The following is a 20,776-nucleotide window of genomic DNA, read 5'->3' as shown; positions in this document are numbered from 1 at the left end:
TGATTCCGGGAGAAGCTACTTACAAAATACAAAGGTAAAATAAATAACAACCAATTATTGCACTTTTCCGCAGACACACTTTTTTAACGCGGAAACCTACCGTTTTTGTATGCCGGAATGCCAGATACCGGGCACTTTTTCCGCCGAAAAGCATAGCGGTTTTCTGCGCATAATTTTGCCGGCCATAAGCGGGATTAGCAAAACGCTATGCTTTTTCCGGGAAAAAGTCAAAACCCGCGAAAAACAAGCGAAACTCCTTGCTGAAAACCAAAATATTCACCCAAAACTTCTGCGCTTTTACCAAAAAGAGCTATCTTTAAAGTCCGATATAGCGTTTGGGGATGAAGGTTTTTACAACACAGCCGTTTCAGGCAGTTTATTCGCTTTTTGAGCACGAGTATTTAGGTTACTTATTCGAGTCGTTTGTTGTTCAGGTAAACTCCCGCAACCATCTCACGCTGCAGCACCAGAATATTTCGGCCAAAAACGCCGACGAATTCGCTTCGCGTCTCGACGCTACCGATTTTAAGCTCGTGGCCCTCATGGACCAGATCCAGCAGGATGCGGTTTACAAGCGTTTCAGCACCAAAAAATTAACCCTTACCGATTTCTTCCTCAAAACCTTCGACCCCGAAAAAGGCGACAAAGACCTGCAGGAAAACATTAAAAGCTACGTGGAAACCCGCATGGCCAAAATACTGGCTTTGCTGGCAAACAAGAAGGTTTTTATAATGGGCAAGGACGGCGAACCGACCTGGAAAGAAATTGAAATGGCCGGCGAAAAAGCGACCGTGCTTTTCCATTTCCGGCGAAACGAAGAAAACACGCACTATTTCCCCACCATAAAACACAACGGCCAGAAACTCGATTTTCAGTATAAAGATGCCGCTTTGATCTGCAACGAACCGGCCTGGCTTTTGCTCGAAGACAAACTCTATTCTTTTGAAAAAGAAGTAGATGGCAAAAAACTACAGCCGTTTCTGCGCAAAAATTTCATTGTAATTCCGCGCAAAGTAGAAGAAACCTACTTCACCAAATTTGTAGCGCCGCTGGTAGAATCGTTTGATGTTTATGCGAAGGGTTTTGAAATAAAATCGGAACGGTACGAACCGCAGCCGCACTTAACGTTTACCGAAGTAAGCTCCGGCGTGCCGGCCAAAGATATGTTCCAGGGTAAAAACGGCGCCGATAAAAAAGCGCTTTCCGAAAAGATCCTGTTCAACCTGGCTTTTCAGTACGGAAAGTATACCGTTGTGAATCACGAACCGAAGCGCATCAGCGTAAACATCGAAAAAACCCAGGATTCCTACATTTTCCACCGCCTGATCCGCGACGTAAGCCACGAAAAGGAATTCCTGAAAAAACTCTCCGACCGCGAACTGGAAGTAAAAAACGGCAAAGCGGTGCTGGATAAATCACTGGCTTTCAGCTGGCTGAACCAACACGCCCAAGAACTCGAGAAACAGGGTTTTATTATTGAACAGGCCAACCAGACGAATAAAAATTACTTTATCGGCGAAATTTCTTTGAACGTAGGCATTACCGAAAACAACGACTGGTTCGATATTTACGGCACCGTGCGTTTCGGCGAATTTGAGATCCCGTTCATCAAGCTGCGGCCTTATATTCTGAACCGCAAAAACGAATACCGCCTGCCTAACGGCCAGATCGTGATCATTCCCGAAGAATGGTTTACGCAGTACATCGAGCTTTTTGCTTTCTCCGACGGCGAAGAAGAACTCACGATCAAGAAGCATCACCTGGCTTTGATAACCGACCTGCAGAACGGCAACCTGGCTACCGTAACCATGACCCGGAAGCTGGAAAAACTGCGCGAATTCGAGGAAATTGAAGACAAACCGCTGCCGGAAGGCTTTAAAGGCACGCTCCGGCCTTACCAGAAAGCGGGTTACAACTGGCTGCATTTCGTGAAAGATTACAAGTTTGGCGGTTGCCTGGCCGACGACATGGGCCTTGGAAAAACCGTGCAAACGCTGGCCATGCTGCAGCACCGCAAAGAAAACGGCGCCGATTCGGCCACGCTTTTGGTAATGCCTACTTCGCTGATCTATAACTGGCTGAACGAAGCGCAGAAATTTACGCCCAACCTGCGCATTCTGAATTACACCGGCACGTACCGCGAAAAAACGGTTTCCATTTTCAAGCATTACGACGTGGTGCTGACTTCCTACGGCATTGTGCGCCTGGATACTGAATTGCTCAAAAAGTACTATTTCGATTACATCATACTCGACGAATCGCAGGCCATTAAAAACCCGAATTCCAATACTTCACTTTCGGTACGGGAACTGAAATCACGGCACCGCCTGATCTTAACCGGAACGCCGGTTGAAAACAGCACGATGGATCTTTGGAGCCAGATGAGTTTCATTAATCCGGGGCTTTTGGGTTCGCAAAATTTCTTCCGCAACGAGTTTTTAAAACCGATCGAAAAAGACAAGGACGAAGTAAAAACCAAAAAACTGCACGCGCTTATCAAGCCCTTCATTCTGCGTCGCCATAAAAGCCAGGTTGCCACCGAACTTCCGGCCAAGGTAGAGCACACCACCTACTGCCAGATGACCGAAGAACAGGAACACGCTTACGAAGAAACCAAGAGCTATTACCGCAATAAGATCCTGAAAAGCATTGAAGAGCACGGCGCCAATAAAAGCCAGTTCATGCTTTTGCAGGGTCTCATGAAACTGCGGCAGATCGCCAACCATCCGTTCATGGCCGACCCGAATTACGAAGGCGAAAGCGGTAAACTGAAAGAAGTGATCCGGATGACGCGCAACGTGGTAGCTAAAGGGCACAAAGTTTTAATTTTCAGCCAGTTCGTAAAACACTTAGACCTGGTGCGGCAGGCGCTGAACGAAAAGAAAATTTCCTACACGTATCTCGATGGAAACACCAAAGACCGGCAGGCGCAGGTAGACCGTTTCCAGAAAGATACAAGCATTCAGGTATTCTTAATTTCCCTCAAAGCCGGCGGCGTGGGGTTGAATTTAACGGCTGCAGATTACGTGTTCATTCTGGACCCTTGGTGGAACCCGGCCGTAGAAGCCCAGGCCATAGACCGCGCGCATCGCATCGGGCAGCAAAACACGGTTTTCACCTATAAATTCATTGCCAAAAATACCGTGGAAGAAAAGATCCTGGCGCTGCAAGGCAAGAAAATTCAGCTGGTAACCGATCTTATTTCTACGGATGAAACCGTGATCAAGAGTTTAACCAAAGAAGATATAGAGAACCTGCTTTCCTAAGATTTAGCCCGGAGCTAAACCTCCGGGCGTCAACTTCAGAATTTTATTAGGTCATCCTGAGCCTGTCGTGGGAATTAACGCGAACCGAACCTGCACGAAAACTAATCTTAGCCTTTGAGCGGCAGGAATTTATTGCTTCGCTCAAATTCCATGGGAGTACCCGTTAGGTTCTTCGACAAGCTCAGAATGACTGGCAGGTTATTTATCTTTCTAAACCTTACAATTCAGGGGCTAAATCGCCATGGTTTGGAGGTTAGTTTTTTGGCCCTAAATTCCAGCGTTTTTATATCTTGTTCATCTTGTTTTCCGTTCTTCGATACATCTGTGTTCCGAAGCAAGCTGCCAGGGAGATCCTTTTTCCGGCTTGATAAAAAAGAGGAAGCACGCCGCAACGGATTCATTTCCAGACGAATACTTCCGACACAGCTTTTTTTTCAAAACATATTGTCTTGTTTAACGGTTTAACCAGATAAGCAAACGCTATGCTTGGGGCACTGAAAACTATTAATCTCTTATGAAAACAGCCGCCGTGATCGGTTCCGGAGTGGCAGGCCTGGCTACGGCCATCCGGCTGGCACTGCAGCATTTTGAAGTCACCGTTTTTGAAGCCAATAGTACTTTTGGCGGCAAAATGACGGAGTTCAGCATGGAGGGCTATCGGTTTGACAAAGGCCCTTCGCTGTTCACCATGCCACACCTGGTAGACGATCTTTTTTACGCCGCCGGCCGCTTCCCAACCGATTATTTCCGATACCAGATCCTGGAAATCATTACCAAATACCATTTTGCCGACGGCACCGAGCTGCACGCCTACCACGATCCGCATAAATTTCAGGAGGAAGTAGAGAGAACGCTGGGCATTCCGAAGAAAAAAGTAAAGTGGTTTTTAAAACGCAGCGCGCAATTATACAACGCCACCTCGTCCACGTTCCTGCACAAATCCCTGCACAAGTTTTCTACTTATTTCAGCCCCGATATTCTGAAAACCTTGGCAGCCGTGCCGCGGCTGGGTCTGCGAAAAACCATGCACCAAACCAATGCCCGGGATTTCGAAGATCCCCGCTTTGTGCAATTGCTCGACCGATTTGCCACTTACAATGGTTCAGACCCTTACCAGGCCCCGGCCACACTCAACATTATTCCGCATTTAGAGCATAATATCGGCGCTTTTTACCCCGAAAACGGTATCATTTCCATTGCCAAAAGTCTGCATAAACTGGCCGTAGAACTGGGCGTAAAATTCCGGTTCAACGAAAAAGCTGAAGAAATAACGCTGGCCGAAAACCGCAAAAAAGTAACGGGCCTGCGCACCGCCCAAGCAACCTATCAATTCGATGCTGTGGTGAGCAATATGGATGTGGTGCCCACTTACCGGAAACTTCTGCCAACCTTAAAAGCCCCCGAAAAAACGTTAAGGCAGCCGCGCAGCAGCTCGGCGCTCATTTTTTACTGGGGCATCAACCGCACCTTTCCGGATTTGCACCTGCACAACATTTTCTTCAGCCAGGATTATAAAAAGGAATTCGAGCATATTTTCAAACATAAAACCATTTCCCAGGATCCCACCATTTACGTGAACATTACCTCGAAATTTACCAAAAGCGATGCGCCCGAAAATGCCGAAAACTGGTTTGTAATGGTAAACGTGCCGCACAACGAAGGCCAGGACTGGGATAAACTAATTGCCGAAACCCGCCAGCATGTGCTTCAAAAGCTAAGCCGCCACCTAAAAACCGACCTGCAAAACCATCTGGCCTGCGAAAAAACCTGGGACCCGCGCGGCATCGAGCTCGAAACCGGCTCGGTGGGCGGCGCCTTATACGGCAGCAGTTCCAATAATGCCATGGCGGCTTTTTTGCGGCACCCCAATTTTAAGCGCAAGGTAAAAGGGTTGTATTTTTGCGGCGGCAGTGTGCACCCCGGAGGCGGCATTCCGTTATGTTTGTTAAGTGCCAAAATTGTAAGCAACCTCGTAAAAAATGATTACCGCTGAAACCCTGAAAACCGTTTCTACTTCCCGACTTTTTACCGATAAAAAGCTAGCGTTTTCGGCGGCCATATTGGTTATTTTTCACGCCGTAGGTTTCTTGGGCCTGGTTTTTAGCGGCCAGTCGGAAACGTACCAGAATTTAACGCCGCTGCACTTGCTGCTCACCAATGCCCTGCTTTTCCTCAACCATAAAAACTTCAACGCTGCCTTCTTTCTTTTTGCCTGGGTTACTTTTCTGGCAGGTTTTCTGGCCGAAGTGCTGGGCGTACATACGGGCCTGCTCTTCGGGAATTATGTTTACGGCCAGGCGCTGGGTTTTAAACTCTGGAATGTGCCTTTGCTTATTGGGCTGAACTGGGTGATGCTGGTTTACTGCATTGGCATAACGGTACGGAATTGGACTAAAAAACCCTGGCTGGCAACTATTCTTGCGGCCGGTATTATGGTTTTGCTCGATCATTTTATTGAACCCGTAGCCATGCGTTTCGATTTCTGGAGCTGGCAGAACCACCAGATCCCGTTGCAGAATTACGCCGGCTGGCTCCTGCTTTCGCTGATTTTACAATTTTATTTTCAACGAAGCAACGTTACCAAAACCAACCCGCTGGCGCCGCTCGTATTCGGGCTGCAAGCCTTGTTTTTTATTGCACTAAATATTATGAATAAATAAATTTTCCAAGTTTCCCGCATTTTGCCGGCCCGGGCTCTGTTGTCGTTCGTTTTTTTCGCGTAGCTTTATGAAAAATATGCTCGCAAGGCATGGATGTGAGAACGGAGATACTAGACAAAGCAATTACCTGGTTTTATCAGAATGGCGTTAAAGACCTGACTGAGAGCCGTATTTGCGCCCAGTTGCAGATCAGCGAGCAAACATTCCCGCAGGTTTTCCGCGACAAGGAAGATCTGGTGCACCAAGCTGTAGAATATAGCCTGAACGCTGCCGACGTTTTTCCGGCAGAAGTGATGGCCGCGGCCCAGAATCCGGTAGAAGAAATAATCCTGATGTTTAAAAGCTGCGCCGACCAGGTGAAAGATGTGCATCCGGGCTTTTTTATTCAGATCCAGTACCTCTACCCGTCTGCCTGGAATACCTACCAGCGCCACCTGCAGATCAACTATTATTACCAGTTCTACGATCTTCTGAACGAAGGCATCCGGCAGAAGCTCTTCCGCCACGACATTAACCTCGAGATCGTTACCAAGGTGCTTATCGAGCAGCTGAACGTAATGCACAACACCCATTTATTCCCCAAGCACCGCTACAATATGGGCGAAGTTTTCCGGAATATTTTCCTGAATTACCTGCGCGGCATTTGCACCGAAACGGGCAGCCAGATTGCCGATGCTTTTTTCTCGGATAATACTTTTTAAGGCCTTTCCCCTACCGTTTTCCTTATTTTCTGTATAGGAATTCACTATTTTTCCGCTAACAACGAATTAAAACAAGCCAGTACCGGTGCAGTTTACTTGTTATTACAGTCTGAAAAACTTAAATTTACAACCCGGTTCCTGTACTTTTCTAATTTTTCTTAACTCCGGCAAACCCATTACGCATGACCTTTAAAGAAACCCTGTTAGATGAAGCCCTTGCGTTGTTTCAGCAGGAAGGAGTAGAAGCTAATACGGAACCTGAATTGCGGAGCAAACTCGATATTTCGCAGGCAACTTTTAACGAATTATTTGCCAGCAAAGCCAGCCTGGTGCGCGAAACCGTATTACACGATATTGAAAAGCAGAAAAAGCACCACCTCAACATTACCCAAAACGCGCACAGCGCCATCGAAGAGATCCTGATCCTGCTCCAGGACGGCATTAAAAACATAAAAGTAACCAACCCGGCCTACGTAACAGACCTGCAGCAGCATTACCCGGAGGTATGGGAAATTGCCCTCGATCATTTAAACACCTATTCCTACCACCAGATCTACGACATTCTGAATCGGGGCGTACAAGCCGGCGAATTCCGCAAAGACATAAACCTGCAGCTGGTTACCAAGATCATGCTCGAAATGGTGGGTTTGCTGCTTAATCCGCAAACCTTCCCGCCCGATCGCTACAACCTGTCGGAAGTTTACCGCAGCATCTACCTGTATTACATCCGGGGCATCTGCACCGATAGCGGCAGCAAAGTAGCCGAAAAGTTTTTTTCTACCTACAACATTTAACGCGAAGCCGGCCCTAAACAGCCGGCTTTTTCATTTCACTTCCCATTTCCCGAACCCGGATAAATCATATTAAGGCGCTTCCCTAGGTTTTAGTGGCGGTCGGCTCCTATTTTTCAACGACAGACAAATTTACAACGTTAACACAAAGAGCTGGCAATTACCTATTTAGCTAGCTCCTACTCATGAACGTAAAAGAAACCATACTGGAAGAAAGCCTCTATTTATTCTCAAGGCATGGCATCAGGGCTTTATCTAAAGCTCAGTTAGAGGCCCACTTAGGTATTTCGCACGCTGCTTTCGATGAAATTTTCCAAAATAAAGCCGATCTGGTACAAAAAACGGTAGCTTATTTAACAAAAAAACTCAGGTATGAATACGGCAAAACCTATGTCCAGAGCCAAAGCGCCATAGAAGCAACCCTTTTAATGTTAAAAAATGCCTCAAGCCGGTTAGAGAACTTTAACCCGTTCTTTTTCCGCGACCTGCAGAAATACTACCCCAGTGCCTGGCAGTTATACCTGGACTATATCCACACCCACGTTTACCAAGCCATTTTCAAGATCCTGAACCGGGGCGTGATCCGGGGCGAATTCCGCAAAGACATAAACCTGGAACTGGTCACCAAGATCATGCTCGAAATGTACATTCAAATGCTGAATCCCCTCGTCTTCCCGCCCTCCCGTTACAACCTGGCCGAAGTATTCCGCTGCTTTTTTCTGTATTATATGGAGGGCTTATGCGTTGCCAATACCTACCGCATGGTAGACGAATTCTTCGCCTAAGCATATAAACCAATCTTAGAAAAAAAGCACCTAGCCTGAGTCAGGCCGGGTGCTTAAAACGCTATGGTTTCGGGCTTAAAAAGTGCCGTAAATATTACACGCTGAATTTCTCGGCCATTTTCTGCTGCAGAATTTCCTGCACTTCCGGCTTTTCAAAATCAGCTTCAGTCTGAATATAAGGCATCAGCTTTTTCATGATCCTTTCCTGCTTACGGCCGTTTTTAAGCGCTTTGGCATACGGAATATCCGGGCTGAATGTAACCATGGTATAAAGCGGGATCCATTGCTCGGGGTACATGGCGTTTATCTTCGCCTCTATCTTTTTCTGCAATAAGAACTGCGGATCAGCCACTTTATCGCGCATTTCCACAAAGTTCATTACGGCTAAGTCGGCAATGGCATCGGCATTTGGCTTGCGCGATTTTTCGAAGGCCTTAAATATCGTTTCCCAATCGTTGCCGTGCGCTTCCATAAGCTGGTTCAGCACCGTGCAATCCTCAAAGCCGGCGTTCATACCCTGACCATAAAAAGGAACCACTGCGTGCGCCGCGTCGCCAATTAAAGCTACTTTATCTTCGAACGTCCACGGAAAACATTTTACCGTTACCAGCGTGCCGGTCGGGTTGCCGAAATAATCTTCCAGCAACGTTGGCATCAGCGGCACCGCATCCGGAAAAACTTCCCCGAAAAATCTGGTAACGTCGGCTTCGGTTTTTAAAGCGCTGAAAGAATGTTCGCCTTCGTACGGGAAAAACATGGTGCAGGTAAAGCTACCATCCAAGTTGGGTAAGGCGATCATCATGTACTGGCCGCGCGGCCAGATGTGCAGGGCATTTTTTTCGAGCTGCCAGGTACCGTTTTCGCCGGGCGCAATGGTCAGTTCTTTGTAGCCGTATTCTAAAAAACTTTGCGAATATTCGAAACGCTCGGTTTTCTGCAAGGTATTCCGCACCGCCGAAAAAGCCCCATCGGCCCCAAAAATACGTTCGGCCTGCACCCAGGTATCCTGGTTGGTTTGCGGATTATGAAATTCTAAGGTATTGGTTTTAAGATCGAGGTTGGTAAGTTGCTGGTTAAACTGCAGGCTAATGTTTGGGTTTTCTTCCGCCAGATCCATGAGTTTCATGTTGAGACCGCCGCGCGAAACCGAATAAATGGCCTGCCCTTCTTTGCCGTAAGGCTGCGACGTTAAGTTGCCTTTCACGTCGTGCATAATGCGCTTATCCATCGGGATGCCTACTTTCCGGATATCGTCGCCAATACCAATGCCTTCCAGCGCCCGCCAGCCGCGGTCGCTAAGGGCCAGGTTTATGGAACGGCCGCCGCCAATATCGGCTTTGCGCATGTCGGGCCGGCGTTCGAAGATGGTTACTTTATTGCCTTTTTTAGCGAGGTAAAGCGCCAGCAGCGAGCCGACCAGGCCGGCTCCTACGATGGTGGCGTTTGGGTTAGATTCGGGCATACTTTATCCTTCTGAAATAAATATTAATCGGGTTCAGAAAGTAAAGGTAAAAAGATTCAGGTTTTTTGAAAGCGGAAAATCTTTAAATTGAAAGGAAACAGCTTTATTACTTTACCAGCGGCCGCGCCATGGCAAGGTGGCCGGTAGTATTATTTGCCTTCATGCAGCACGTATTTTTAGCTTGCCGGCACAGTTCAAAAGACCAATGGTTAAGCTTTTTAATAGAAACCTCCGCCGCGTTGGGCATCTGGATCTGCAGAAACAAAAATATGCTCAGGCCGGCTTTCAGCAATAAACGTTTCTGATTTTTTGGGGTAGTTTTTATTATTCTGGCCATAGCATTCTGGTTTACTCGTGAGAGAATCGGGTAAAAACAGGGAAGCGAAATTGCTTTTCAGATTTTTACTTTATCAAAACTACAGCTTTAAAATACCAAAACCACACAAAATTTTGCTACTTTAGTAAAGTGTTCTTTTTCAAAGGTAAGGGTTGCATTTTAGAAGGTAAACATTTCTAAGAGAAAGTTCAATTGTGCTTAAAATAGTTTTTATAGCAACTTTCGGAGCTTTCTGTGAGATTTAGAAGTTACATCCATAAAAAAACCTTACCAGCATTGGCGCTGGCGTTAGGGTTGATTTATGCGAATAGGAATTCGACCTGGCCAGAAGCACACAGGGCAAAGCAATAAGGTTAAAGATTCAGGTTACTTTCAAATAAATTGTAGCAGAGCCTTTTTGAAGCTGCCGCCTCCCTGAAAGTATAAACTTCACACCATTCACAGGCCCAGGCCTGAAAAGCTGAACCAGCAAATTTGAACCTGAAACGCCTTTGGGTACGGGTTTTCCGGACTAAAAGCATAGCGTTTTTTTTAAGGTCTTAACCCCTGGTTCCCCGAATCGAGCACGTAGCGCCAGAAGCCTTTGGCATCTTTCCGCCAGATCGAAACATAAGTACCGTCAGAAGTAATTACTTTGCCATCTATGTCGCGGGTTTCCATTAAATATGTGCCGTAAGTATAAGCCAGGTCGCCGGAGGCTGCAATATCGGCGTATTGCGGCGACCACGTTAAGCGAATACCATCATCAGAAGTTTTAGACATGTACATCCGGATATTTTCGCGGCCGGTAATGGGTTGGGTTTTGGCGCGCAGCAGCACGGCATCGTCGGCGGCGTAGGCAATAAAAGCAGTGTTCAGGCCCTTTTCTTCGCTCATTTTGGAGAAATCGCGGTCGGCCTGCATTACCGCTTCGCGGGTATCGCCGGTATTCTGGGGGCTGGCCAAACGCGAGGTGCCGGTACAGGCGCAGGCAAACATCAATGCAAAGGCAGGTAAGAACTGAGAAAACAGGTTTTTCATAGTATCAGAAATATAGCGGACAACGGGCCGGTAAACGGCAGATCTTCCAGGCATACAGATATACTGGCTTGTGTTTAGTATACTGTTTTTGGCCGAAAAAGGTATTTTTTAAAAACGCAAAAGCCCGGCTAATTAGCAGGGCTCTCACGGTTTCTGACAAAACAAGGTAATGAATGATGAAAAGGGCTGCACATAGTGCAACCCTAATATACAACTATTTGTTATGAAACCTAAATTCATGCAACTATTTTCTTACTTCTAAGATCCAGTTAATTTCATCAGAAAGCAAAACCCAGTTTAAAACCCAGCGAAAGCAGCAAACCGCGGCGCAGTTCGTCGTTCAATTTCAGATGCGTGGAGGTTTGGCCGGTAGCCGGATCGTAGATCACGCTGTAATTTTCGATGCGGTCTTTATAGAATTTATAACGCATGCCAATGCCGCCGTAAAAATCGAAAAAGATGCGGTCACTGGTCTGGTTAATGTAGCCGATCACCAGTTTGCCGTCTAAGATCTGCCGGCCCTGTTTCAGGTTAACATCTTCGCCGCCAACCTTGGTAACCAGACTGCGGTAATCGCGGAAACGCACTTCCGGCGAGAAATAATAGCCCTGCAAAGCGCTGCCTTCTACTGATGGATAATGCCGCAGCGCCGCCGAAAAACTGTAGCTGTTCAGTCCTTCTTTGGTAATGCTCAGGTCCGGCTGGCTTGCGCTTTCCAGAATATCCGAAAGCACATTATCGTAGGTTGAACCCACCGAAATTTCGGCGCTCAGGTTTTTCTTTAATTCGTGCTCAACGTAAACGGGCATATCGCCGCTTAAAATTAGCAGCGGATTTATTTTTACGCGGGTAATTCTGGGATTGTGGCGGTTTTGGACCTTTTCAGAAGCAGTTTGTTGGGAGTACGTTACGCGTCGAGAAGTTTGCGCGGGCTTTATGGCGGCAGAATCTGGGGCAGCTGTGGTGCTCTGGCCAAAAGCAACATTCGTGGCAAAAATGCCGGCCGTTAAAAACAGGAAAAAGGTACGCATAAGCATAAATTTAATAGTTGATCCCCGCTGTAAATTGCGGTATATGCTTAAGACAACTTTAGAAGAGCGTACCCTTAGTGCAGAATTAAACTATAAAAAAAATCCCGGAAAGGCTCTTTAAGCTTTTCCGGGATCTGAAAAAAACGGTAGGGTTTTAAGGAAAAAAACGCTAGAAGGCAAATCCGATTTTGGCGCCCAATGAGAATAGCGGCACCATTTTATTTTCGTTCCACACTTCGTAGGTTTCTACCGTAGTAGTGCCATTATAAACGGTTTCTCCGTCTCTGACCATATTATGGTATTTGCGGTTGCGCATACCAATACCGGTATACATATCTATAAAAATACGGTCTTCAATAAAATCTACGTAGCCAAAACCCAGTTTAAAATCGGTAAGATCGCGGCCCTGCTTTACATCTATGGTTTCTTCCAGGTATTGGTTGGCAATGGATTTATACTGGCGGTAACGGATCTCCGGGGCAAAATAATAGCCTTCCATGGTTTCGTAGGTGCTGGACGGGTAATACCGCAAACCGGCCGCAATACTATACCCCATCAGGTTTTCTTTCTGGGTGCTTTCCGAATAATGATCCGGGTCCAGCGCATCGGTTATCACGTTATCGTAGGTCATACCCAGGCCCAGCTCGATGGTGAGCTTTTTGGCTACTTTCTGTTCAATATAAACCGGAATATCGCCCTGAAGCAGCAATAAAGGGTTCATTTTAATGCTGGTGCGGAGCGGTGTTTTTTCGGCTACTTTTTTGGTGGTGAAATAAGTTGCCGGACTTCCTTCGGTTACAATGATCTGTGGGCTTTGCGGCCTGGCAGAATCAGGGGCACTTTGGAACGTTCGCTGTGCAAACGCCTGATTTAGGGAAAATAATACGCAGCAGCAGAAAAACAGAATTCCAGGTATTACAGGGGCCATAATTAAAATGGGTCGCTTTTTTGAGATTGCAAAAGTATAAGTTAGTTTTGTTACTGCAATAAAAAATTTCCATCTAAAACATTATGAAAAAAACAGTTTTAGCCGCCTGGCTTTTACTAACCGGCTTGCTTTTTGGCGCCGCCGAAACCGCTTTGGCCCAGGTAAACACCAAAGTTGTGTGGGGCCCGGCCCTGAAAGACCCCCGGAAAACCTCTACTATCAGAATTATTGGCAACGACAGGACCGGCTTTTTCACGCTGCGTAACGATTATTCCAGTGTATCGCTTTTCAGCCGCGAAAACCAGAAATACTTCCTGGAACGCTACGATCTGCAAAACAAACTGGCTTTTTCGAAAGAACTCAGCATTCCGAATCCGGTAAAAAGCAAGCAACGCCCGGCCTACGAAGCCATTTACTACCTGGACGGTCAGCTGGTGCTTTTCTCTTCTTATTTCGACAAGGACAACGACCGCAACGTGGCTTTTGCCAATAAAGTAAACGCCGACGGAACGGTAGATCCTAAAACGGTAGACGTTTCGGTAATTGAAGGCGCTACCTCCCGAAGAAAATCCGGCGGGTTCAGCTTTTCACTTTCTAACGACAGCTCTAAAATACTGGTGTACCAGGACATGCCTTATGACCGGAAAGAAAACGAGAAATTCCAGTTCAAGGTGCTCGATAAAGAGCTGAATATTCTGGTAAACAAAGCCGTAACCCTGCCGCAGCTGGACAAAGAAACTCAGCTCAGCGACTACCGCGTAGACAACGATGGCAACGTGTATGTGCTGGCTTCTACCCTGAAAAAACGCGAAGAAAGAAAAAGCAAGGAGCAGAAATACCTGTGCCAGGTGTATGGTTATTTCCGCGATTCGGACCAGGTAAAAAGCTATACCATTCAGATTCCCAGCAAATTTGTAACCGATATTACCTTCGACCTCGATAACCAAAAGAACCTGATCGTGGCAGGATTTTATGCCGACGACAAAAAACTGAAAGCCAGCGGCACCTTTTTCATGAAGGTTGATTTTGCCACCAAAAAGATCCTGACGCAGGGCGTAAAAGACTTCAGCAAAGAATTCCTGGAAATGTTTATGAGCAAAACCCGCGCGAAAAACGAAAACGCCGGCGTAGCCAACATGGACCTGGACAAGCTGATTGTAAGAGAAGATGGCGGCGCCCTTTTAGTAGGCGAACAGGCGTATGAATATGTGGTCCAAAACAAAACCCAGTACACCTACCACTACGTGCGCAACGACATTGTTTTTATAAACATTAACCCGGACGGCTCTATTGAGTGGATGAAACGCGTGCCTAAAAAGCAACACACGGTTAACGATGGCGGCATTTACTCTTCTTATTCGGTTAGCGTAATGAAAGATAAGATCTACCTGATCTATAATGACCACGTAAAAAATATTGGCAGAACAGACCCTAAAAAGCTGAAGTTTATGAAAAAGCCAGCGAAAGCCGTAACCATGCTGGCGGTGATGGATGCGAGCGGCGAAGTGCAGAAAAAAGCTCTTTTCCCGGCCAAAGATCATAAAACCATTGTGCGCCCCGGCTTTTACCTGCAAGACAGCAAAAGCGTAATTATTTACAGCGAAAACGGCCGTAACTACCGCTTCGGCAACATTGAATTCAACTAAGATCTAAGATCTACTAATCGCATAAAAAAAGGCTGCAAATCTGATTTGCAGCCTTTTTTTATGCCCAAAACGCTATGGTTTAAGCTGCAAAAACTATGAAGAGAAAAACCTTCCCAGGAAGGGAAAAGCGATTCGCGTAATCAAAAAATCTCCGTAGCGCGGGGTTTAAATCCCGCGCTACGGAGATTTTTTTTGCTGAAGCAATTTTAATACTACTTCGCGTAATCAGGAGATTTAGACAAACCAAGATTTTCTGAATATTAACTATGACAACGATATACCTATGTCCAATAATTGGACATGTTATTGACCTTTGTTTTTTTAAATACTGAGGCTGTTAATTCTTACCTGATTCTTTTAATAAATCTTTAATGTTTTTGGTTTGATTTAATTCATTGTAATTAACTTTTCGGTAATTTCCAGTAACTGCATCATAAACATAGCCTCCTCCTGCTAAAAATGTAAGGTGATACCTTGGGGTTTCTTCATTTAGGGATGAGTTCATTTTTGCACTCAGGAGAAGCATAAAGCCGCAACCGGCTAAAAATCCGTAAAACAGGTTCGATTTTTTCATACTGATTTGTTTGTCACCAAAGATAGTTACATACCTTTAATTTGCATTCTGCGTGTAAAAGGAGATAGCTATCTAAGTTTAACGTGAATATTTTTTTAAAATATTTTCTAATTCATCATAATCAGAAACAGTTGTTCCCGTAAACTTGAAGAGGCTGGCTAAAATTTCTACTCTCGCGGCATCCGGAATTTTATCCCCAATTTCATCTAAAGAATCAATAATTTGAACCGCCGTCAGGATTTCAGTAGTTGGTTGGGCTGCTTCCTCTTCATCTTTAAACTTAGCAACTATCTGCTTACAAAGTTCAACTATCCTAAGCCTGAAAATAAACTCACGATCCATTGAGGTATTATCCCAATTTTCCACCACATCTTTCATAGCTTCGTAAGTTTCCTCCATCCGGCAGTACGGCAGGTATTTCATATTATCTGAAAGCTTTTAGATTTTAAATTACCTCAATTGATTTGACAATCCCAAACACAGAATTCTCAATGTTCCAAATTTATTTGGTGTAAATTGATATTGCCTTAATTCTTATCTGTTTCTTACACGTTCGCTCTTAGAATTTCAGCGAACCGGAACACATCTTCAAAAGAATTGTAAAGCGGCACCGGCGCTACGCGGATCACGTTTGGTTCGCGCCAGTCGGCAATTACGCCGGCTTCGGAGAGTTTTTTAAATAATTCCCTACCGTTTTTATGCGCTAGTAGGGAAATCTGCGCACCGCGGTCTTTGGGGCTAGCGGGCGTGATCATTTCGAAATCCGGAGTTTTGGCTTCGGAATTTATACCGTTTATAAGGAATTCTAAATAGCCGGTCAGTTTTTCGCTTTTTTCGCGTAGCGTTTTCATGCCCACTTCATCGAAAATTTTAAGCGACGCATTGTGAACGGCCATGGGCAGAATTTGTGCGTTGCTGATCTGCCAGCCGGCCGCACCCTGCATCGGTTTAAAGCCTTTCTGCATCTTGAAGCGTACTTCTTTGTCGTGGCCCCACCAGCCGGCAAAACGCGGCAGATCCGGATTATTGGCGTGGCGCTCGTGCACAAAAACGCCCGAAGTGCCGCCTGGTCCGGAATTCAGGTATTTATACGTACACCAAACCGCAAAATCTACGTTCCAGTCGTGCAGGTGCAATTCCAGGTTGCCAGCCGCGTGCGCCAGATCGAAACCAACGGTAGCGCCGATCACGTGGCCGGCTTTGGTAATGGTTTCCATATCGAAAGCCTGGCCGGTATAGTAATTCACGCCGCCCATCATGATCAACGCAACCGAACCGGCATTGGCGTTAATCACGTCGATAATGTCGGCAGTGCGCAAGGTATGTTCACCTTCGCGCGGGGCAATTTCAATGATGGCTTCGTCGGGATTAAACCCGTGGAATTTCACCTGGGTTTCCAACGCGTACTGGTCCGATGGGAATGCGCCGGCTTCGGTAATGATCTTGAAACGCTCTTTGGTTGGGCAGTAAAAACTCACCATCATCAGGTGCAAATTCACCGTGAGCGTGTTCATGATTACCACTTCCAGCGGATTGGCCCCTACCACGCGGGCGGCTTTCTCGGTCAGGAATTCGTGGTAATGCATCCAGGGATTGCGGCCTTCAAAATGTCCTTCTACGCCTAAATTTGCCCAGTCTTCCAGCTCCAGTTCAATGGCTGCTTTGGCCGCTTTTGGTTGCAGACCCAGCGAGTTGCCGGTGAAATAAATGGCATCGCGGCCGTTTACCTGCGGGAAATAGAATTGTTCGCGGTATTGGCGCAAGGGATCTTGCTGGTCTTGCGTTTGGGCGTATTGGAGGGTGTTTTCGTAAGTCATTTTTTCGGAGCTAATCAATTATAAGCGAAGCAGCTGTTTAAAAACTGCTATGGTTTCAGGTTGTAAATTTGGGAAATTTTGGGGAGTTAATTTCCGGATTTTTCATTTCCTTACCTTAGCGCGGTCTGCCATGACTTTTCAGGCCATTTTGCGTGCCGTTTCCAGTAGTTTTCAAGCTGATATCCCTACCGTTTTCGCTCAAAAACCAGGCACTAAACCTATCCGTTTAAACCAGCTATGGCCATTATGCAGCGCATTACTATTTGCGGAAATTCTGCTTCCGGAAAATCTACTTTTTCAGAGCAATTAGCTACCGTTTCGGGTTTGCCGGTTTATCATTTAGATCTTATTCAGTTTCAGCCGGGCTGGCAGAAAACGCCGGAAAGAGAATTTGCAGCAATTCACAACCAATGGCTGGCGCAACCAAATTGGATCATCGATGGCGTAGGCGACTGGGAACCCTTAAAGCAGCGTTTCGAAGCCGCGGATACGATCCTTTACCTCGATTTTCCGGTGGAATATTGCTTGCAGCGCGCGCAGGAACGGCTGAAAAAAGACAAAATTTCGCCTGACCCGTTCGTACCGGAAAATTCGCCTTACGAAGCCAAAGCCGACCAGCAGGAAAAAGTGATAAAATTCTTTCAGCAGGAATGGCGACCGAAAATTTTACGGTTAATGGCAAGCCTGCGCGAAGGGCGGAATTTATTCGTGTTTACGCAGCCGCAAATGCTGGAGGATTTTCTGGCGGAAAACTTCAATGCCTGAACTTCTGACTCCGGAAATTACCATATCTTAGCGAAGCAATGATGTTGGCGGCTGGATCAGCGAAGATTCCTCAAAATCTAAAAAGTTGCCGCTCCAAAAAACATTTACAATTATTAACCTGGCAATTGCGCACGCATGGAAACGATTGATATACAAAAAGTAACGCTGCCCGATATTGGCCAATTGCAGCAAATTGGCCGGCAAACATTTGTCCAGGCGTTCTCTGCCGGAAACGATGAAGAGAATCTGAAAAAATACCTGGCAGAAGGATTTTCTACCGAAAAACTGACCGCAGAACTCCGTAACCCGGACTCGGAATTTTATTTTGCGCTGCTCGGCCAGCAAGTAATTGGTTATTTAAAGCTGAACGTTGGCAAAGCGCAAACGGAGTTGAAAGACGACAAAGCGCTGGAAATTGAACGGATCTATGTATTGCAGGAATTTTACGGCAAAAAGGTAGGGCAAGTGCTTTATGAAAAGGTTTTGGAGGTAGCAAAAGCGCGGAACGTAGATTATGTGTGGCTGGGCGTTTGGGAAGAAAACCAGCGGGCCATCAATTTTTATCAGAAAAACGGTTTCGTGGCCTTCGACAAGCACATTTTTAAATTAGGAAACGAGGAGCAGACCGATATCATGATGAAGCTGCCTTTGAAAGCCAATCAGGAAAACAAACTTTAAACAAACCTTATGAAATTAGGAGCATTTTCCATCAGCCTGGCGGTAAAAGATATTCAGGCTTCCAAAGCATTCTATGAAAAGTTAGGATTCACAAGCCTGGGCGGCAACATCGATCAGAAATGGCTGATCCTGAAAAACGGCAGTGCCATTATTGGTTTGTTTGAAGGCATGTTCGATAAAAATATCATTACCTTCAACCCGGGCTGGGATGAAAACGCGCAGCAGGTTGATCCTTTTGATGATGTTCGGGCGATTGAAACGCATCTGAAAAACGCGGGCATTGCATTAACCAGCGAACCGATCGAAAGCCTAACCGGTCCGGCGCATATTACTTTAACCGATCCGGACGGAAATAATATTCTGATCGATCAGCACAGATAGAATATCTTCGAACCAAACGATCCCTTTTTTCCACTAAAACAAAATTGCCGCACCTTCTCCAGCTGCGGCAATTACTTTTTCAGGCCAAAACCCTACCGTTTCTTACAGAATAGCAGCAGACTTCGGAATATTTTTCATGAATTTCTCTTTGCTCATTCCCAGCCAATTCAACGCCGAACCGTGCAGCATCAGGTCTTTTATATCCTGCGAGTACGGCATAGAATGAATGAGTTTCCCGGGTTCAAGTTCGCCGAGCGGGAACGGATAATCGGTGCCTAACGCAATCTTTTCGGGGCCAACCAGTTTTACTAGCATATCGAAAGCGGTTGGGTCGTGCACCAAAGAATCTACCCAGAACTTGCCCAGGTATTCGCGTGGGTTTACATTATTATCTACCGCGCAAAGGTCCGGACGTACGTTGAAACCGTGCTCGATGCGGCCGATGGAAGCGGCAAACGAACCGCCGCCGTGCGCAAATGCCACGCGTAAATTCGGAAGTTTTTCTAATACGCCGCCAAAGATCATGGAGCAAATGGCCAGGGTACTTTCCGCCGGCATACCCACCAGCCACGGCAGCCAGTATTTCGGCATTTTCTCTTTGGCCATCATGTCCCAGGGGTGCACAAAAACCGCCGCGCCAAGTTTTTCTGCGGCTTCAAAAATAGGGAATAATTCCGGCGCATCCAGGTTCCAGTCATTGATGTGGGAGCCAATTTGTACACCCGCCAGGCCAAGTTCTTTCACGCAACGCTCCAGTTCTTTTATAGCCAGATCGGGCGCCTGCATCGGGATGGTTCCGAGGCCAACAAACCGATCCGGATAATCGGCTACGATCCCGGCAATGTGATCGTTCAGAAACATGGAAAGATCGAGCGCATCGTGGGGTTTGGCCCAGTAGCTGAACATTACCGGCACGGTAGAAAGCACCTGTACGTGCACGCCGTGGTGGTTACACTCTTTCATGCGCACTTCCGGGTCCCAGCAATTATCCTGAATTTCGCGAAAGAATTTATCGTCCTGCATCATGCGCGCGCAGCAAGGCTTGTGGTGCTCCAGCCGGATAAAGCCGCCGTAACCGTAGCGTTCCTTTAAGTTCGGCCAGTTCTTGGGCAGAATGTGCGTGTGAATATCAATGTGAAGCGGCGTGTGCCCGGTACTGTGGTGATGCATTGTATTATCGTTGTTCGTTATTCGTTGCACGTTGTTCGTTCTGACTTTTTTCCGCGAAAACGATAGCGTTTTATTTCGATTGTTCGAATGTTCGAGGTTCGAATATTCGACTTTTTAAGGTCGAAACCATAGCGTTTTAGAAATTAAATACGGTTATTAAGTTGTTGGTTAAAACACCAACAACGGCGTAAAACTCATTTCTAATTTTTAATTAGGCGTCAGCCTTAGGCGGTTGCGGGGGCTCCATTACGGTGCCGCATTTTTTGCAGGTGCGCTTTTCTACGTCGCCGTAAAAATTTTTCATTACTTCGGGCAGCTGCTTTACAATGTCGGTCATCTCGAAATATTCTTCGTAAAGTTTATTGTCGCAGTTTTCGCAGAGCCAGATAAAGCCATCTTTTTCGCCGTCCTGCCGGTAACGCTCTATTACCAGACCAACCGTGTTGGCCGGACGCTGGGGTGAGTGCGGTACGCCGCCGGGCAGCAGGAAAATATCGCCTTCTTTAATATCGATGGTGCGTGGCTTGTCGTTTTCAATAATCTTTACCTGAATATCGCCTTCCAGCTGGTAAAAAAACTCTTCACCTTCGTTGTAGTGGTAATCTTTGCGCGAGTTCGGACCGCCAACCACCATTACAATAAAATCTTTGTTATCTTTATAAACCTGCTGGTTGCCCACCGGCGGCTTGAGCAAATGCCGGTTCTCGTCGATCCACTTTTTAAAATTGAAAGGTGCTGCTACGGCCATATCTTTTTAATTAGAA

At 46.3% G+C, this 20,776-nt stretch carries 20 protein-coding genes; 10 read left to right on the top strand and 10 right to left on the bottom strand.

The window, feature by feature from the left end; translation table 11 throughout:
- Positions 1-341: 341 nt before the first annotated feature.
- The 6 genes from I5M27_RS14660 to I5M27_RS14635 all read left to right on the top strand — a co-directional run bounded on the left by I5M27_RS14660 (position 342) and on the right by I5M27_RS14635 (position 8,203).
- Positions 342-3,266, top strand: a complete 2,925-nt coding sequence (locus tag I5M27_RS14660; protein ID WP_200507077.1) for a DEAD/DEAH box helicase — start codon at positions 342-344, stop codon at positions 3,264-3,266.
- 514 nt (positions 3,267-3,780) lie between these two features.
- Positions 3,781-5,259 carry a 1-hydroxycarotenoid 3,4-desaturase CrtD gene (gene crtD / locus I5M27_RS14655; RefSeq protein WP_200507076.1) on the top strand — a complete coding sequence of 493 codons (1,479 nt, stop codon included), beginning with the start codon at positions 3,781-3,783 and terminating at the stop codon, positions 5,257-5,259.
- Complete coding sequence (locus tag I5M27_RS14650) at positions 5,246-5,926, top strand: carotenoid biosynthesis protein (RefSeq protein ID WP_200507075.1); 681 nt, start codon at positions 5,246-5,248, stop codon at positions 5,924-5,926. The genes crtD and I5M27_RS14650 overlap by 14 nt, the downstream gene beginning before the upstream one ends.
- An 89-nt stretch (positions 5,927-6,015) precedes the next feature.
- Entirely contained in the window at positions 6,016-6,627 is a 612-nt protein-coding gene (locus I5M27_RS14645) for a TetR/AcrR family transcriptional regulator (RefSeq protein WP_200507074.1), read from the top strand.
- 182 nt (positions 6,628-6,809) lie between these two features.
- Complete coding sequence (locus I5M27_RS14640; RefSeq protein ID WP_200507073.1) at positions 6,810-7,421, top strand: TetR/AcrR family transcriptional regulator; 612 nt, start codon at positions 6,810-6,812, stop codon at positions 7,419-7,421.
- Between the two features lie 182 nt (positions 7,422-7,603).
- Complete coding sequence (locus I5M27_RS14635) at positions 7,604-8,203, top strand: TetR/AcrR family transcriptional regulator (RefSeq protein WP_200507072.1); 600 nt, start codon at positions 7,604-7,606, stop codon at positions 8,201-8,203.
- Between the two features lie 94 nt (positions 8,204-8,297).
- Here the strand turns inward: I5M27_RS14635 and I5M27_RS14630 are convergent, their stop codons facing one another.
- From I5M27_RS14630 to I5M27_RS14610, 5 genes are all read right to left on the bottom strand, one after another.
- Positions 8,298-9,665 carry an FAD-dependent oxidoreductase gene (locus I5M27_RS14630; protein WP_200507071.1) on the bottom strand — a complete coding sequence of 456 codons (1,368 nt, stop codon included), beginning with the start codon at positions 9,663-9,665 and terminating at the stop codon, positions 8,298-8,300.
- Between the two features lie 106 nt (positions 9,666-9,771).
- On the bottom strand, positions 9,772-10,002 hold the full coding sequence (locus tag I5M27_RS14625; protein ID WP_200507070.1) for a hypothetical protein: 231 nt from the start codon (positions 10,000-10,002) through the stop codon (positions 9,772-9,774).
- Positions 10,003-10,533: 531 nt separating this feature from the next.
- A complete protein-coding gene (locus I5M27_RS14620) occupies positions 10,534-11,022 on the bottom strand; it encodes a YybH family protein (protein ID WP_200507069.1) in 489 nt (162 codons plus the stop codon).
- Between the two features lie 278 nt (positions 11,023-11,300).
- A complete protein-coding gene (locus tag I5M27_RS14615) occupies positions 11,301-12,053 on the bottom strand; it encodes a hypothetical protein (RefSeq protein ID WP_200507068.1) in 753 nt (250 codons plus the stop codon).
- Between the two features lie 169 nt (positions 12,054-12,222).
- Positions 12,223-12,981 (bottom strand): DUF3575 domain-containing protein, encoded by a 759-nt coding sequence (locus tag I5M27_RS14610; protein WP_200507067.1) that lies wholly within the window; start codon positions 12,979-12,981, stop codon positions 12,223-12,225.
- Positions 12,982-13,064: 83 nt separating this feature from the next.
- On the opposite strand from I5M27_RS14610, the gene I5M27_RS14605 reads away from it, so the two are divergent.
- The gene (locus I5M27_RS14605; RefSeq protein ID WP_200507066.1) at positions 13,065-14,627 is read left to right on the top strand and encodes a hypothetical protein; all 1,563 of its coding nucleotides are present in this window, start codon (positions 13,065-13,067) and stop codon (positions 14,625-14,627) included.
- 337 nt (positions 14,628-14,964) lie between these two features.
- Here I5M27_RS14605 and I5M27_RS14600 read toward each other — a convergent pair whose 3' ends face one another.
- The 3 genes from I5M27_RS14600 to kynU all read right to left on the bottom strand — a co-directional run bounded on the left by I5M27_RS14600 (position 14,965) and on the right by kynU (position 17,018).
- Positions 14,965-15,201, bottom strand: a complete 237-nt coding sequence (locus I5M27_RS14600; protein WP_200507065.1) for a hypothetical protein — start codon at positions 15,199-15,201, stop codon at positions 14,965-14,967.
- A 78-nt stretch (positions 15,202-15,279) separates the two neighbouring features.
- A complete protein-coding gene (locus tag I5M27_RS14595; RefSeq protein WP_200507064.1) occupies positions 15,280-15,624 on the bottom strand; it encodes a hypothetical protein in 345 nt (114 codons plus the stop codon).
- Positions 15,625-15,746: 122 nt separating this feature from the next.
- On the bottom strand, positions 15,747-17,018 hold the full coding sequence (gene kynU / locus I5M27_RS14590) for a kynureninase (RefSeq protein ID WP_200507063.1): 1,272 nt from the start codon (positions 17,016-17,018) through the stop codon (positions 15,747-15,749).
- 237 nt (positions 17,019-17,255) lie between these two features.
- Between kynU and I5M27_RS14585 the strand changes: the two genes are divergently transcribed.
- The 3 genes from I5M27_RS14585 to I5M27_RS14575 all read left to right on the top strand — a co-directional run bounded on the left by I5M27_RS14585 (position 17,256) and on the right by I5M27_RS14575 (position 18,842).
- A complete protein-coding gene (locus I5M27_RS14585; RefSeq protein ID WP_200507062.1) occupies positions 17,256-17,783 on the top strand; it encodes a P-loop NTPase family protein in 528 nt (175 codons plus the stop codon).
- A 135-nt stretch (positions 17,784-17,918) separates the two neighbouring features.
- On the top strand, positions 17,919-18,461 hold the full coding sequence (locus tag I5M27_RS14580) for a GNAT family N-acetyltransferase (protein WP_200507061.1): 543 nt from the start codon (positions 17,919-17,921) through the stop codon (positions 18,459-18,461).
- Between the two features lie 9 nt (positions 18,462-18,470).
- Positions 18,471-18,842: a VOC family protein gene (locus tag I5M27_RS14575; RefSeq protein ID WP_200507060.1), complete on the top strand. Its 372-nt coding sequence runs from the start codon at positions 18,471-18,473 to the stop codon at positions 18,840-18,842.
- Between the two features lie 102 nt (positions 18,843-18,944).
- Here I5M27_RS14575 and I5M27_RS14570 read toward each other — a convergent pair whose 3' ends face one another.
- Both I5M27_RS14570 and I5M27_RS14565 read right to left on the bottom strand, forming a co-directional pair.
- Complete coding sequence (locus I5M27_RS14570) at positions 18,945-20,012, bottom strand: amidohydrolase family protein (protein WP_200507059.1); 1,068 nt, start codon at positions 20,010-20,012, stop codon at positions 18,945-18,947.
- A 211-nt stretch (positions 20,013-20,223) separates the two neighbouring features.
- The gene (locus I5M27_RS14565) at positions 20,224-20,760 is read right to left on the bottom strand and encodes a 3-hydroxyanthranilate 3,4-dioxygenase (RefSeq protein ID WP_200507058.1); all 537 of its coding nucleotides are present in this window, start codon (positions 20,758-20,760) and stop codon (positions 20,224-20,226) included.
- Positions 20,761-20,776 lie beyond the last annotated feature (16 nt).

This window comes from Adhaeribacter terrigena (assembly GCF_016623615.1).
Classification (GTDB): Bacteria; Bacteroidota; Bacteroidia; order Cytophagales; family Hymenobacteraceae; genus Adhaeribacter_A; species Adhaeribacter_A terrigena.
Note: the sequence above shows the minus strand (reverse complement) of the source record. Positions and strands in the feature narration are given on the sequence as shown.